17 protein-coding genes are annotated in these 13,812 nt (G+C 73.3%); 8 read left to right on the top strand and 9 right to left on the bottom strand.

All coding sequences use genetic code 11. The features are described 5' to 3' along the window. Positions 1-45: 45 nt before the first annotated feature. A complete protein-coding gene (locus AB0D01_RS25055) occupies positions 46-522 on the top strand; it encodes a hypothetical protein (protein WP_363058877.1) in 477 nt (158 codons plus the stop codon). Between the two features lie 30 nt (positions 523-552). On the opposite strand, the gene AB0D01_RS25050 is transcribed toward AB0D01_RS25055, so the two are convergent. Continuing rightward, a complete protein-coding gene (locus AB0D01_RS25050) occupies positions 553-918 on the bottom strand; it encodes a hypothetical protein (protein ID WP_363058875.1) in 366 nt (121 codons plus the stop codon). A 111-nt stretch (positions 919-1,029) separates the two neighbouring features. Then, complete coding sequence (locus tag AB0D01_RS25045; protein ID WP_363058873.1) at positions 1,030-2,130, bottom strand: serine hydrolase domain-containing protein; 1,101 nt, start codon at positions 2,128-2,130, stop codon at positions 1,030-1,032. Between the two features lie 564 nt (positions 2,131-2,694). Here AB0D01_RS25045 and AB0D01_RS25040 point away from each other — a divergent pair. The 4 genes from AB0D01_RS25040 (at position 2,695) to AB0D01_RS25025 (ending at position 5,265) form a co-directional block, all read left to right on the top strand. Beyond that, complete coding sequence (locus AB0D01_RS25040) at positions 2,695-3,348, top strand: DUF1963 domain-containing protein (RefSeq protein ID WP_363058871.1); 654 nt, start codon at positions 2,695-2,697, stop codon at positions 3,346-3,348. A gap of 339 nt (positions 3,349-3,687) precedes the next feature. Further along, complete coding sequence (locus AB0D01_RS25035; protein WP_363058869.1) at positions 3,688-4,179, top strand: DUF2975 domain-containing protein; 492 nt, start codon at positions 3,688-3,690, stop codon at positions 4,177-4,179. Beyond that, positions 4,179-4,427 (top strand): helix-turn-helix transcriptional regulator, encoded by a 249-nt coding sequence (locus tag AB0D01_RS25030; RefSeq protein ID WP_363058867.1) that lies wholly within the window; start codon positions 4,179-4,181, stop codon positions 4,425-4,427. The genes AB0D01_RS25035 and AB0D01_RS25030 overlap by 1 nt, the downstream gene beginning before the upstream one ends. A 148-nt stretch (positions 4,428-4,575) precedes the next feature. Continuing rightward, on the top strand, positions 4,576-5,265 hold the full coding sequence (locus tag AB0D01_RS25025) for a hypothetical protein (RefSeq protein ID WP_363058865.1): 690 nt from the start codon (positions 4,576-4,578) through the stop codon (positions 5,263-5,265). 27 nt (positions 5,266-5,292) lie between these two features. Here the strand turns inward: AB0D01_RS25025 and AB0D01_RS25020 are convergent, their stop codons facing one another. After that, positions 5,293-6,261, bottom strand: coding sequence for a DUF5937 family protein (locus tag AB0D01_RS25020; RefSeq protein ID WP_363058863.1), 969 nt, complete (start codon positions 6,259-6,261; stop codon positions 5,293-5,295). Positions 6,262-6,340: 79 nt separating this feature from the next. On the opposite strand from AB0D01_RS25020, the gene AB0D01_RS25015 reads away from it, so the two are divergent. After that, positions 6,341-7,327, top strand: a complete 987-nt coding sequence (locus AB0D01_RS25015) for an alpha/beta hydrolase (protein WP_363058861.1) — start codon at positions 6,341-6,343, stop codon at positions 7,325-7,327. Between the two features lie 17 nt (positions 7,328-7,344). Here the strand turns inward: AB0D01_RS25015 and AB0D01_RS25010 are convergent, their stop codons facing one another. The 5 genes from AB0D01_RS25010 to AB0D01_RS24990 form a co-directional block, all read right to left on the bottom strand. Further along, entirely contained in the window at positions 7,345-7,854 is a 510-nt protein-coding gene (locus AB0D01_RS25010; RefSeq protein ID WP_363058859.1) for a VTT domain-containing protein, read from the bottom strand. Between the two features lie 233 nt (positions 7,855-8,087). Next, complete coding sequence (locus AB0D01_RS25005) at positions 8,088-8,882, bottom strand: PIG-L family deacetylase (RefSeq protein WP_363058857.1); 795 nt, start codon at positions 8,880-8,882, stop codon at positions 8,088-8,090. A 56-nt stretch (positions 8,883-8,938) separates the two neighbouring features. Next, positions 8,939-9,883 carry an NUDIX domain-containing protein gene (locus AB0D01_RS25000; RefSeq protein WP_363058855.1) on the bottom strand — a complete coding sequence of 315 codons (945 nt, stop codon included), beginning with the start codon at positions 9,881-9,883 and terminating at the stop codon, positions 8,939-8,941. A 108-nt stretch (positions 9,884-9,991) separates the two neighbouring features. After that, positions 9,992-10,474 (bottom strand): hypothetical protein, encoded by a 483-nt coding sequence (locus AB0D01_RS24995; protein ID WP_363058853.1) that lies wholly within the window; start codon positions 10,472-10,474, stop codon positions 9,992-9,994. A gap of 12 nt (positions 10,475-10,486) precedes the next feature. Continuing rightward, positions 10,487-10,726, bottom strand: coding sequence for a hypothetical protein (locus AB0D01_RS24990; RefSeq protein ID WP_363058852.1), 240 nt, complete (start codon positions 10,724-10,726; stop codon positions 10,487-10,489). Between the two features lie 125 nt (positions 10,727-10,851). On the opposite strand from AB0D01_RS24990, the gene AB0D01_RS24985 reads away from it, so the two are divergent. Continuing rightward, positions 10,852-11,349: a hypothetical protein gene (locus tag AB0D01_RS24985; RefSeq protein ID WP_363058850.1), complete on the top strand. Its 498-nt coding sequence runs from the start codon at positions 10,852-10,854 to the stop codon at positions 11,347-11,349. Positions 11,350-11,423: 74 nt separating this feature from the next. Here the strand turns inward: AB0D01_RS24985 and AB0D01_RS24980 are convergent, their stop codons facing one another. Continuing rightward, positions 11,424-13,025 carry a hypothetical protein gene (locus tag AB0D01_RS24980; RefSeq protein WP_363058848.1) on the bottom strand — a complete coding sequence of 534 codons (1,602 nt, stop codon included), beginning with the start codon at positions 13,023-13,025 and terminating at the stop codon, positions 11,424-11,426. A 339-nt stretch (positions 13,026-13,364) separates the two neighbouring features. Here AB0D01_RS24980 and AB0D01_RS24975 point away from each other — a divergent pair, with 339 nt between their 5' ends. Beyond that, on the top strand, positions 13,365-13,811 hold the full coding sequence (locus AB0D01_RS24975; RefSeq protein ID WP_363058846.1) for a hypothetical protein: 447 nt from the start codon (positions 13,365-13,367) through the stop codon (positions 13,809-13,811). The last annotated feature ends 1 nt before the right edge of the window (position 13,812 follow it).

The following is a 13,812-nucleotide window of genomic DNA, read 5'->3' as shown; positions in this document are numbered from 1 at the left end:
GGGGGTGGGGGAGTGGGTCGGAAGCGGTGCCGCGATGATGTGCGGATGTTCTACGAAGACCTCAGCGACTACGACTACCGGGACGAGGACTCGTTCACGGACAGTGAGTCGGGCGTCTACGCGCTCTGGTACCGCCCGGCGTACGCCCGCCTGAACATCGGTTGGCTGGAGGCCGGCAAGCCGTACTCGAAAGGGAGCGTGCCCACGGCGTTCGTCGAAAAGCTGAAGGCCGTTCAGGAGGTCCAGTGGATGAACGTCTGCCTCGGCTTCCACGAGTGCGACCTGTGCCCTGCGGACGGGGCTCCGGAAGGGACGGGGGAGGTACGGATTCCGGGCGGACCCGGAATGGCCTACGCCGCTCCGTTCCTCATCACGCACTACATCACCGCCCACGGCTATCGGCCGCCGCGGTCCTTCATGGACGCCGTGCTCGCCGTCGACCTCGACGCGTGGGCCGCCGCACGGTGGCCCGACGTCCCCTTCCCCTGGGTACCGGACGACGCGGAACGCATGCTGGAGTAGCGGCGGGTGTCAGGTGCGGGAAGGCGCTGCCTAGCTGTCGAGGTAGCGGTGCCTGATGTCGCCCGGCGCGATGGAGAGTCGGCCTTCGCGGACCTGCCACTCGGCGGTGCCGTCGGATTCGTGCGTGGCGAGGAACAGCCCCGTGACGCGGTCGCCGTCTTCGTCGGAGGCCGGGATCCGCGCGATCTCTCGGATCTGGTCGAGGAGCCAGTCGACGGCCGACGCTCTGATGTCGGCTCCGTAGAAGAGGTAGTGCGTCCAGTTGACGTGCCGGGCGGGGGTGGCCCACCCGTGGGAGTAGAGGTCGTCCTGATGGGAGGCGATGATCTCCCGGGCGGCGGCCAGTTGCCGCTCGTCGCACTCCAACCATCCCCTGACCGACACGTACACACCCACGGGTGCGTCCCCTTCCTTCGTAGTGGTCGCGGGCCGGCTCACGACGATCCGGTGTCGGGGTGGGCCGGCCGCGGTTCCATTCTCAGGGGGCGGTGTGATCAGCGGCGCCGGTCAGCGGCGCTTCGCGCACAGGGCCGCGTCCACGGCTCCCTGGAGGTGGCGCAGGCTCGCGCCCTCGGCCGCCCAGGTCGTGGTGTAGACCGTCACGGTGCCGCGGCCCGCCGTGGCCCGGCCCCCGCCGACCGAGTTGCCGGGCAGGTCGCCGCCGTGCCCCCAGTAGACGCCGCCGCAGCTGAGCGGGATGGAGGCGATGCCGTATCCGTACTGGCTGCCCGCCGGGTAGACGTCGCGGCCACCGATCGCGGTGGTGTCCCGCGTCATCTGCTTCACCGCCCAGTCGGGGAGGATGCGCCCGCCGAACAGGCCGTCCCAGAAGGCGTTGAGGTCCTTGGGGGTGGAGACGAGGCCGCCGGACGCGCCGAACTCGTACCCGGGAAGCTCGGTCACGTCCACGCGGCCCGCCTCCGGGGCGGCGGGGTGGATGCCGTAGTTGCGGGCGTGCGGTCCGCGCAGGGACATCTCCCCGGGCGCAGGCCAGTACGTGTCGTCCAGGCGCAGCGGGCGCAGGATCGTGCGCTCGACGTACGTGCGGAAGCCGACCCCCGACGCCTTGTCGATCACCATGCCGAGCGCCAGGTAGTTGGTGTTGGAGTACCCCCAGTCGGTTCCGGGCTCGAAGAGGGGCTTCTCCTTGAGGGCGAGGGCGAGGTACTCCTCGGAGGTTCCGGCACGGGTCCAGTCGACCAGGCCGGTGTACTCCGGGAGTCCGCTGGTCTGCTTGAGCAACTGCCGGACGGTGATGTCGCGTTCGGCGAGCTGCGGCACGTAGCGGCCGGCGCGGTCGTCGAGGCGTACGCGTCCGTCCGCCACCAGGCGCATCACGGCCGCCGCGGTGAACGCCTTGGTGTTGCTGGCCAACCGGATCCGACCCTGAGCGTCGACCATGGGGCGGCCCGACTCCCTGTCCGCGACACCGGCGGTGCGCGTCGTCCTGCCGTCGTAGGCCAGGGCGCCCGGAACGTCGTCGCGGTTGACGAGCAGGTCCAACTGCCGCTGTACGGGGTCGACCGGGCGGGCGGCTGCCACGGGAGCGAGTGCCCCGATGGTGGTGGCGGCGAGTAGGAGCGTGGCGGCTATGCGCTTGCGGTACATGAGTGTTCCCCCTGGTCGTCTTTCGGCCCGCGCGGGCCGGTCGGTTGCTCGTTGACGACTCTGCCAGGATGCCGCCGGAAGATCATTGCGCCCGCCCCCCGGACGGGAGTGCGGCCAACCCCCTTGACACGGCCGGTCGGTGTGGGTCAGTGGGGGAGAATCTGTCCGGAGCCGAGGACGTCGCTCGGCTGCCGGCCTTGCGTGCGCAACCCTGCTCGACCCGAGCGAGCGGATAGCCCTCCGTCGCGGCCACGGGACGCGCCGCAGAGCCGTGGGCTCACATCTGGCAGGGTTCCGCGTATGAATGATCACCTGATGGATTCGGTGCCTGGTGTGGACGTGGCGAAACGGCGGACGCCGCCGCGTCCCGTGGACGTGGAGGCGTTGGTTCCGGGGCTCGCCGCGTGGGCGCGGGACACGGTGCGTCTGCACCCGAGGCAGGGTGCGCCGTCGTCTGCGGAGAGCTCCGTCGGCGGCCCGTTGCTGTGGCCGGCGAACGAGGACTGGCCGGTGTGTACGCAAATGCACCGGGACTTGAGCAGCGGCCTGCCGAGCAGCTCACGCGTGCCGATGGTGCCGGTCGTGCAGGTCTTCCGCGCGGACCTGCCGGCCGGCGTGGTGCCGTTCCCCGAGGGCGCGGATGTCTTGCAGGTGCTCTGGTGCCCGTTCACCCACGAGTTTCCCGCGTCCCCGTGGCCCCTGGTGTTCTGGCGCGACTCCGCTGCCGTCCAGGCCGTGCTTCCGGCGCCGCCAACGGATCCGGCTGCGACCCGTTGGCAGGTTCCGGCGCCGTGCGTGGTGTACCCGGAGCGGGTGACGGAATACCCGAACTGGGATCTGCCGGAAGACCTGGCCGACGAGTGGCGGGACGACTTCCGCCGACTGAAGGCGGCCATCCCGCCCCATGCGTACTCCGACTTCGCCGAAGCACCGGGCACCAAACTCGGCGGATATCCGTCCTGGTTCACGGGGGAGGGGTGGGTGGACTGCGAGGGATGCGGCGGCCGCATGGACCACCTGCTCACCGTGGCCAGCTGGGAATGCGACGGAGGCTCGTGGCACATCTGGCTGCCGCTGGAGGACCGGGACGAGGACGGCGGTCGGGCCGTCCCCGTAGACCCCACGGGTCTTGATCTCGGCAGCCTGGGCTCGGTGTACCTCTTCGAGTGCCGCGCCTGCCCGGACCGTCCCTTCGCTCACTGGTGGGACTGCTGCTGATCCGCGGAGTTCGGAGTCTCCCCGACCTGTGACGAGCCCCGAATTGCGTAATTCGGCGTCGCGGGGAGGCAGCGAAGGGCGCAGGTGCCCGGCTGAGGGCCCGGGAGAGGTGTGTGGGTCGATCCATACCGGGGGTCTTGCGTTCGGCGTCTGACGGCCCCGTTCTGTGCGTCGCTTTTCACCGGATAAGTGTGAATTATGCGGTTGGGGTACGGGCTGGAGGGCTCGATGCGCTTCGGTGGAGGGCGGGGGAGCCCGTTATGCGGCTTCTGCGGCCGCCCTTGCTTCGCCTATCGAAAATCGATAGATTCGTATCGTAAATCGATGGAAGGGTGAGTCATGGGCAATCTGGCAGTGCATGCGTTGCGCGCCGTGCTCGCGGTGGTGCTCGTCGGCACCGTGTGCGTGCAGGCGGGGATGGCGTGGATGGTGATCTCGGGCAACGACCCGGAGGACGGGTCGCTCCCGCTGACCCCGATGCGCGTGATCACGATCCTGGGCATGGTGGCGGTACAGGTCGCCCTGGTCTGCGTGTGGCGGCTGGTGACGATGGTGCGGCGAGGGACCGTCTTCTCCCGTACCGCGTTCCGATACGTGGACCGCGTGATCGGGGCGATCGTCGCGATCGCCCTCCTGTGGTTCGTGGTCACCGCCCTCAACGCGCCCGGCCAACGGGAAGACCCGGGCGTCACCGTCATCATGGCCGGGATCGGTCTGGCCATCCTCGGAGTCGCGCTCATCGTGCACGTCTTGCGGACGCTCCTCGCCCAGGCCGTCGACCGCGACGGCGAAGCCACCCGGATGCGGGCCGAGTTGGACGAGGTCATCTGATGCCGATCGTCGTCGACATCGACGTGATGCTCGCCCGGCGGAAGATGTCCGTGGGCGAGCTCGCCGACCGGGTGGGCATCACCCCCGCCAACCTGGCGGTACTCAAGAACGGTCGCGCCAAGGCCGTACGCTTCACCACCCTCGCCGCCCTCTGCGAGGTGCTCGACTGCCAACCCGGCGAACTCCTGCGCTGGGAAGCCGAGGAAGTCGAAGGGCTGGAGGAGGAGAGGGTCGGCGGGGGCGCGTGACGCGCCCGAGGGCTTACACGTGAGGGTTCGGGCTTCCACATTCGGCCACCGGCGCGTTCCACGGAGCGTTAAGGTCGGCAGCGCACAGTGGTGGCCCGACGGTCATGGGGCAGGAGGCCGGCCGGGCCAAGGGGAGAGGGAGGCCGCCTTGAGTGGTGCGCAGCGCAAACTGACCGAACACCCCGTGTTGATCTTCCTGGGCGTGATCGCCACGATCATCGGCGCCCTGGCCGCCGGAAAGGACCTGTTCTCCTCGGACGATACGCCGCCCAGAGCCGGGGGATCGGCACCCGCCTCCGCGCCCGCCCCGGCACCCCCGGCCGACGCCGACGATTCCCCGCCGACGCCGACGTCGAGGCCGTCACCCACCCGGACCCGGTCGGTCGAGATCTTCCCCGAACCGGAGGAGGAGACCGTCGAGCCGGAGACCCGCCCGACGCGATCCGTGCCCTCGACGCCCGGACGGGCCGCCGTACCCACCCCCGCGGCCCGACCGCCCGCCCACTCGGGTCCCCTGATCGTGCGCATCGACATGGGGACCAGCGGGAAGGTGGGCCCGACCACCTGGCGGGCCCGGTCCAACCCCGGCGCCAACACCGTCGTGAACGACTCCGGAGGCCGACTGGACCGGGGCTGTTACGTCCAGTGGACCGTCAAACGCGGCGGTGAGGTCGTACAGCTTGCCCAAAGCGAGCGGTGCAGGCCGCCCAGCATCACCCTCTTCAGCTTCGGCGACACCCTCGACCAGGTCGGCGCGTACACCCTGACGGCCGACATCACCACCGACTGGGGACAGAAGGGGAGCACGACCGTCGCCTTCGACGTGGTTCCGCGATAGCCCCCGCAGCCGTCGCGCCCCCTCGCGTCAGGCGGGCGGCTCGGCCGTGAGCGCCGTACCGGTTCGGGTACGCAGGTGTACGGCCGTACGGCCCGTGCGGCGGGTCGTCACCAGCCCCGCACCGCGCAGGGCGCCCAGGTGCTGGGAGACCGCGCTCGCGGTCACCCCCAGACGGGCGGCGAGGTCCGGGGTGGCGAGCGGTTCCCCGAGCTCGGCGAGGAGCGCGGCCCGGGTGCGACCGAGGACGGCCGCCAGGCCGGCGGACGTCGGCCTGGGCTGTTCCCACAGCAACCCGACGCCGGCCGCCGGGTAGCGGATGGAGGCGGCGGCGCGGGGGGAGTGGTCGACGATGACGTCCGGCCAGCCGAACACGCACGGCATCAGCACCAGCCCGTGACCGCCCGCCCCGACCGTCCACGTCCCGCCCGCGCGGCGCCGTCCCCGTACGACCAACTCCCCCTCCCGCCACACCACATCGCCGTGCAACTGCGCGAAGAGCTCCTCCACCCCGCCGTCGACCAACGCCACCGCCCGCCGGCTCACGTCCGCCTCCAGCACCGCCCGCATGCGCCCCCAGTGCGGGGCCACCAGCCGGTCGTGGCAGCGCGCCAGTGCGTCGGCCACGCGCTCCAACAGCTCGGCCGGGGGCGGCAGTTCAGCCGCCCGGGTGGAACCCACGGCGGCGACGCACTCGGCCTCCACGTACGCCGCGTCCATGGCGCATACGCGCGCCAGCTCGGCCTCGAACGCGGGCAGCCGTTCCTCGGGCACCGGGAACAGGAACGACGGCAGGCAGCCCCCGAGCAGGGTCCGCAGCAACGGCAGTTCCGGCTCCCCGGCCAGTACCGGTCGCGCCTCGCGCACCCACGCCCGGTGCACCTCGTGACCGTGCCCGGCGAGCGCGGCCCGTACCCCGAGCACGGTCTCGGTCAGCGGCGACACCGCCAGCCGCACCCGCGCCACCTCGGCCGCCGAAAGCCGGATCTCCACGGCCATGCCCACCACCCCGCCCCTGATCGTTTAGCCGTGGCTGAACAGTAGCCGGGGCCGGCCGCCGCCCGGCAGGCTGTCCGACATGATCCACTCCACCGAGAACGCCGGCACGCACTCGACCCCTTCCCGCCATGGTCGCTCGCCCTCGTACTTCTCCGCGTACGACGGGACGCGGCTCGCCTTCCGCACCCTCGGCGACGGCCCGCCGCTGCTCTGCCTCCCCGGCGGCCCCGGCCGCGCCGCCGCGTACCTGGGCGACCTCGGCGGCCTGTCCGCCCACCGCACCCTGATCCTCCCCGACCTCCGGGGCACCGGGGCCTCCGCGATACCCGACGATCCGGCCGGCTACCGGGTCGACCGCCTGACCGCCGACGTCGAGGCACTGCGCGAGCACCTCGGCCTGGACCGCGTCGACCTGCTCGGCCACTCCGCCGGAGGCAGCCTCGCCATGCTCTACGCCGCGGCCCACCCCGAGCGGCTGCGCAGCCTGACCCTGATCACCCCCTCGTTCGCCGCCGTCGGACAGCCCTCCGACACCGGCGCGGAGGCAGTGATCGCCGCCCGCGCGGCCGAGCCCTGGTACGCCGACGCCGTGACGGCGTACCGGCACATGAAGAGCGCGCGCTCCTTCGCCGAGGCGGCCCCGTACCGGCTCGCCTTCGAACCGCTGATGTACGGACGCTGGGACGAAACGGCCCGCGCCCACGCGGCGTCCGACCCGGCCCAGCGCGCCCTGGCGGTCAGCGAGCACTACTACAAGGGGTACACGCCCGACACCGAGGGGCTCCGGCGCCGCCTGGGCGCCCTGGAATGCCCGGTCCTGCTCCTCGCGGGCGAGGTGGACCTGTGGCCCACCGCCGCGTCCGCCGCCGACGCCGCGTCGCTCTTCCCGCAGGTGAGCCTCGCCGTCCAGGCGGGCGCCGGTCATTACCCGTGGCTGGACGACGCCCGGGGGTTCACCGAGACCGTGGAACGCTTCCTCGGCGGTGGCGGTGGCGGTGGCGGTGGCGGCGGTGGCGGCGGTGGCGGCTGCGGTGGCCGTGGTGGCCGTGGTCTCGAAACGCCCTGAGCGCGGGACGGGTGCCCTCAGGACTCCTCGGTCGCGGGCTCGGCCGTCGCCTTGGCCGTCGCCTCGGCGGGGGACGGGGACGCCGCCCGCTTCCTGCGGTACAGCACCACCGCGCACACCGCGAGGAGGAGCGCGGCCACGGCCGCGACGCCGAGGGCCGTGTGCTCGGCGAAGAGCCGTCCCAGCACCTTGAGCACGCCGATGCCCGCGGTCGCGTAGATCAGGGCCCAGGCGGCTCCGCCCACCACCAGGGCGGGGATGTAGCGCCGCAACGGCATGCGCATGCTGCCCGCGAGGAAGTTGGCGGCGGTCTGGAAGCCGATCGTCAGGAAGGAGACGGCCACCACCGGGGCGCCCCACCGCTGGATCGCCCGCTCGGCGCGCTGGAACTTGGCCGAGGAGATCCGTTCGGCGAACCGGCTGCGCCGGGCCCCGGCGCCGGCGAGCCACCCGACGGCGAACGTGCCACCGGCCCGGAGCAGGACTATGAAGTACAGCGCGCCGGCCGTGAACGCGATCTTATCCACGACGCCTCATTCCCGACCGGGGGCCTGAACCCACGATGCCCGTCGCCCCTGTGGGCGTCCCACCCCGGCGGGCGCAAGCCCGGTCACCGACCCTCACCTGCGCCCTCCTCTGCCTCTGCCTCTGCCGTTTCGATCCATACGTGTCACGTGCCACCTGTGACAGGGGAACGCGAACCTGCACGCCAGGCCAGGTAAGCCTAACCGAACGGGCATACGGGGTGGGAGGCACCCGGTCAGCCCGTACGGTCCGACGCACCGGCCCCGGCCGCGGCACCGGCCCCGCCCCCGGCCGTCAGCCGGTTGAGCCGGCCGCCCGGTTCCCGGGCCCGGTGGACGGCGGTGAAGTACTCCGTGCCGATGATCCGGGCGCGGACCTCGGGAGGAAGGCGGGAGAGCAGGGCGGGGAGGGGGCGTGCCTTGGCGACCTCGCTGCGGTGCGCGAGGATCGCGTCCCACTTCCTGTCGAGCCACGGTCGGACGTCCACCGCCGTGTCGACCATCCCGTCCGGCACGCTCAGGACCGACTTGTCGACGCCCGCGAGCAGCGGGCCCAGGTCGGCGACGGCGGAGTGCGGGTGCGTCGCCGCGTACAGGGCCTTCGGCTGCCAGGGCTCTCCCGCGTCCGGGTAGAGGTGCTCCAGTCCCGAGGCGGTGAAGGCGAGGGCCGTGAGGCGGTGGGTGCGGCGGTGGTCCGGGTGGCCGGTGAGCTGCCCGTACGCGTCGTGGGTGACGACGATCTCGGGCCGCAGCGCGCGGATGTGCCCGACGAGGAGCCCGATCACCTCGTCCGGCGGGGCGTCGCACAGCCGGGGCCGGCCGGGGGCGGAGTGCGGGATGCGGTGGTCGGCGTATCCCAGCAGCAGGGGCGGGCCGGCGCCCAGGATCGCGGTGGCGTCGGCCAGTTCGGCGGCCCGGTGGGTACCGGGGGCCCAGGTGGCGGTGACGACGGCGGTCCGCGCGCCCGAGGCGGCGTGCCGGGCGAGGACCCCTCCGGCGAGGAGCGCCTCGTCGTCGGGGTGCGCGAACACGCCGAGCAGGGTGGGAAGAGGTACGGCCGGCCCGATCGGGGTGGCCCCTTCCGGGGTCACCAGCCCAGCTCGGAGTAGGCGCGGCCCGCGCGGATTCCGTCGAGGGCGATCCGGGTGTAGGGGACGAGGGGCTCGGGGAGGCGGGCCGGGTCGAACCACCGCCACTCCAGGCACTTGTCCGGCTCGCGGACCTCCGGGGTGCCCGACCACGCGCGGGCCCGGAAGACGAGTTGGAGTCGGGGGTGCCGTTCGGCGTCGGCGTGGGCGTCGGCACCCCGTACGTGGACGGTGTGGACGAGTTCGACGTCCTCGGGGGCGATCGTCAGGCCCGCCTCCTCCTCGGCTTCCCGGACCAGGCAGGCCAACGCCCCTTCCGTCTCGCAGTGGCCGGCGAGGAAGTGCCAGGTCCGGCCGGCGAAGGGGAGGCTCGGGTGGCGCAGGCCGAGGAGGACGTGCCCGTCCTCGCGCTGGAGGTAGAGGTGGACGCCGAGCACGTTCGGGCGGGCCCGGCCCCCTCCGGCGCGGGCCGGCGGGGCTTCGGGGCGAGGAGTGGAGGAGGGGACGGGGGTGAGGGCAGGGGCGGGGGCCGTCTGCTGGTGCAGGGCGATGACCTGGGCCGTCCAGGGGCACATGGTCAGCCAGACGGTGGTGGCCGCGGGGAACCACTTGAACATGATGCCCTCGGGGCAGGGAAGGCCGCTCGCGTCCCCGTCCCAGGTGCCGACGTACACCTGGATCTGGCTGCCCCCGCCGGTGGGGCCCTTGGCGTCGACGACGGCGAGCGGCTCCAGCGGGACCGTCAGGCCGGTCTCCTCGCGGAGTTCGCGTTCCACGGCTTGGCGGCAGGACTCCTCGTCCTCACGGTTCCCGCCCGGGATCGACCACGTACCCGGGTCGCAGATGTGGGGCTTGTTGGCGTCCCGCAAGTGCAGGAGGTACTCGCCGCGCGCGTTGACCAACAGCGCTGCGGTACCGCGCGGTTCGGGGGTGGGGAGGGTCACGTGGGCTCCTCGGATCGTTCGCGGGCGCGTCACCTGGAGGATCGTTCGGGTGGGCCGGCCGTGGCAAGGGCGCGTGGAGGTGCGCGGATCGGCACGGATCGGCGCGGATCAGCGCGGCGGGAAGGGGGCCAGGGCGAGGTCCCACCGGTCGGCGGCTTCCAGCAGCGCGGCCGTGCCCATCCGCACCTCCACGGCGTACTGGTAGATGTCCACGCCGTCGTCGTCCTGTCGCCACGGGGGCGCGGCCTCCAAGGACAGGTGCACGCGGATCACGGCCTCCGTCTCGCTCCGCCCGGCGAGGCTGAAGGCCAGCACCGGCTCGATGAAGGAGGTGTCCGGGGAGAGCTCGCCGTCGTCGTCCGGCTCCGTCACGGGCACCGTCCCGGCGGCCACCGCGCGCAGCCAGGGCGCCAGCCGGCGGGCCTCGTCGGTCAGCAGACACGGGTCGGTGAAGGACCAACTGCCCTCGGGGGTCGTCAGCCGCCCGCCGATGACCAGCCAGTTGTCGTCGTACGCGTCGCCCCGCGTCGCGGAGAACTGGTACCGCAGGGGGAGCAGCTCGACACTGCCGGCCTGATCACTCAAGAGCATCACCGCAGAATGTCACACGCGGCCAATCGGCCGGGACGGAGAGGCCGTCCGGGGCGGCGGCAGGGCCGCAGGCGAGGCCACGGCCGCGCTGTGGAGCCGGCGGGCCTCGGCGAGGTGTCCCTCGCGCGCACGGGCGTCGCGCGGGAAGCGGTCCTCGACGACCCGGGCGAGGCGGGGCAGCGGAATGACCCTGAGGCCGGAGCGGTACTCGCTCCACACGCCCCTGCTGAGCCGGTACCGCTTCGGCAGCACGGACCGCGTCGGTGCGCGCGTGGGCGGGTGCGCGGGTGCGCACGCGCGGTTGAGTAGGCGTACTCAGGCGCGCCGTCCCCGCCGTTTCGATACTGGCTGTCGTAACGGACGAACGGGGGAGAGTCGTGGGACCGCGAAGAGCAAGACTGCACGTGTGGGTGCCGGCCGGATACCTGGCCCTGGTGGTCGGGCTGCTGGTCTGGGTGGACGTCCTCGTCCGCACCGGTGACGCCGGCTTCGCCGGTGTCTGGCCGCTGCTGGCCACCGCGCCGCTCAGCGTCCTCGCCCTGGGGCTGATCGTGCCCGATCCCGCCTCGCTCGGGTCCGCGGAAGCCGCGCCGCCCGTCCACACGGGCCCCGTGCCGCCGGAGCCCCTGCCCGCCCCTGTCGCGCTGCCGGAAGCGATGCCCGAGGCCATGCCCGAGGCCGTGCCGGACCTGGCGGGCGGCGGCGCCGAACTGTCCGACGCCTGGCTCGGTTTCGGGTTCTACGGTGTCGTCCTGGCCTGCGCCCTGGTCAACGCCACCGCGCTCTGGGCGCTCGGACGCGGCCTCAGCGGGCTCCTCGCGCGCCGACGGCGGGAGCCCGGCCCGGCGGCGACCCCGGGCGCGGGGGCGGCGTAGGGACTGTCCTCGAACTCCTGCCTGCTCCGCGGGCAACGACAGGAGTTCGACGACAGACCCTACGGCCCCGCCCGTCAGGGCAGGGGGCAGGTGAGCGGGAGGGCGCGTTCGTGCAGCCGGCCGGTGAGGCGGGTGTCGGTGAGGGTGGCCTCGTCGATCCACTGCGCCGCGATGAGCTCGTCGACGAGGCCCCGCAGCCCCTCGGGACCCAGCGGGCCGCACCAGGCGACGAGCGCCTCCAGCTCGACGCCCTCGCCGCCCGCGCCGAGTCGGCCGTCGGGGCCCACCCGGGTGGCCAGGGTCAGGGCGAGCAGCCGGGTGGCCGCGCCGGCCTTGGCCTTGCGGAGCTTCTTGTCCGTGACGATCCGCTGCGCCCACCCGGAGAGCCGGGGCCGCAGCTTCTTGCCGAACACGAGGGGCCCGGGGCCGTCCTCGGGGGGCACCAGGGACGGGACCGTGATGGGCGTGGGGTTCTCCGGCCGGGAGGCGAGCAGGTCGTCGGCCGTTCCGGGGACGACCAGCCAGCCGCAGCCGGTCAGCCTCTCGATCAGACCCCGCGCGTCGGTCAGCCCCAGGGCGGCGACGTCCTGCCCGACCAGGTTGCCGACGCCGGTGAGGGCGGCACGGAGGGTCACCATCACCGCCAGGAGCCGTGCCTCGGGGTCGGGCAGGGGGTCGTGCCCGGCCACGTGCGCGAGGACGGCGCGCGCCTGTTCCCACTGGGCCGGCGCGGTCAGCAGCCGGGCCACCGTCGGCCCGCTGCCGTCCGCGCTCTCGCCGGTGCGCTGCTGGTGCTGGAGGCGGGCGGTGGCGGCGGCCTGCTCGGCGCGTTCGGCCTCGCTCCGCAGAGTGGGGTCACCCGTGACCTCGGCCCAGGCGGTGAAGGCGCGGGCCTTGCGCTCCTGGAGGTCGGCGAGGATCGCGAGGTCGGGCTCCGGGCGCTGCTGGTACGTGCGGAAACGGTCGCCGAGGGCGCCGAGTTCGTCGCGCAGGGCGGTGGGTCGCAGATCGTACGGGATGTCCCGCTGCGCGATCCTCCCGTACGGGTGCCGGCGCCGCACCGGCCGCGTGCGCGGCCCCGGCACCTGCTGCGCGCCGGTCGCCCCCGGCGGGAGAGCGGCGGAGGAGAACTGCGGGGCGCCGACGGGGGAGACGACCGGGGGGCGGTCGACGGCACCCGGTGGGGCGGCCGACGGGGAGGATCCTGACGGGGCGGATGCCGACGCGGTGCCCGCGGGCGGGGCGTCGGCCGGCGCGGCGGAGCTGACCGTCCGCGCGCCGGGGGTGGCCGCCACGCAGCGGGAACAGCACTCCATGGCCCGCCACCAACGGCCTTCCCGGTCGGTGACCACGGCCAGGACGACCGCCCCGCCGCACCGCCACGGCCGGCCCCGCTCCTGCCGTTCTTCGGGACGGAGGTGGGTGTGGCAACTGTCGGCCCGGCAGGCGCAGTACGCCTCCGCCCGGGGCCGGGGAACGCTCCGCAGGTGCGCCTTGAGGTGCTCGACCGCCGCCGCCCGCCCGGCCGCCGCCGACGGCAGGCGCTGCTCGGCACAGGAAGGACGGCTGCACGAGACGCGTACCGCCGTACTGCCACGGCCGACGGGGTCCAGCCGCACCGTCCACCTGCGCCCCAGCACCCGCTCGTCCGGCTCGTTCGCCGTGGCCTCCGTCATCCCGCTTCTCCTTCCACCCGCGCGGTGTGCCCGACCGCCCTCGCCTCATCCGTCACCACCCCGCAGGACGGGACGCGATGGCGGGGCCCACCGTACGCGTCGGACACCCCGATGAGCGGCGGAATCGGCCCTGTTCATCCGTGGGGTGGTCGAACTGCCGGACGGCCTTGCGCGAACCGCGACCCGAGCCCCTGCGGAAACGCCGCGCGCCCCGACCCCGACGGGAACTACCCTCGCGTTCAGCGCGGTGTGGGCGGGTGTGCGCGACCTTGCCCGGCGGGGCGAGTCACACCGGGGACGAGCAGCAGGGGCGCGGGGGAGCTGGGGACAGGGGGCCTGATGGGGACGGTCCTCAAGGGCATAAGCCGTGTGCGGTGGCATGAACTGACGCATGCCTACGGGTCCGCGCAGGACGTTCCGGGCCGCCTGTCGCGGGTGGCGTGGGGGGACGCCAGGACGAGCGTCGACGCGTTGAGCGATCTCGCGCTGTGGCTCGGTGAGCTCGCCGTCTTCGACGCGACGGTCGCGGCGGTTCCCTTTCTGTGGGATCTCGCGGCGACGAACGACGTCGCCGCCCGGCCCGGTGTGATCGAGCTGCTGGAGGCGATCCTCGACCACGACAACCCTCCGAGGCCGGACGTGCAGTACGCGGCCCACCGGGCCGTACTCGGCGGCAGGCACGTGGTGGACGCCCTGGCCGACGACGAGGATCCCGCAGTGCGGGCAGCCGCGCGCGACCTGGTGGCGGCGATCGACCGCCATGCCTGCGAGACCTGTCGCCCCTGAC

It is taken from the genome of Streptomyces sp. NPDC048606 (assembly GCF_040650855.1).
Classification (GTDB): Bacteria; Actinomycetota; Actinomycetes; order Streptomycetales; family Streptomycetaceae; genus Streptomyces.
This window is presented reverse-complemented; position numbering and strand designations above follow the sequence as displayed.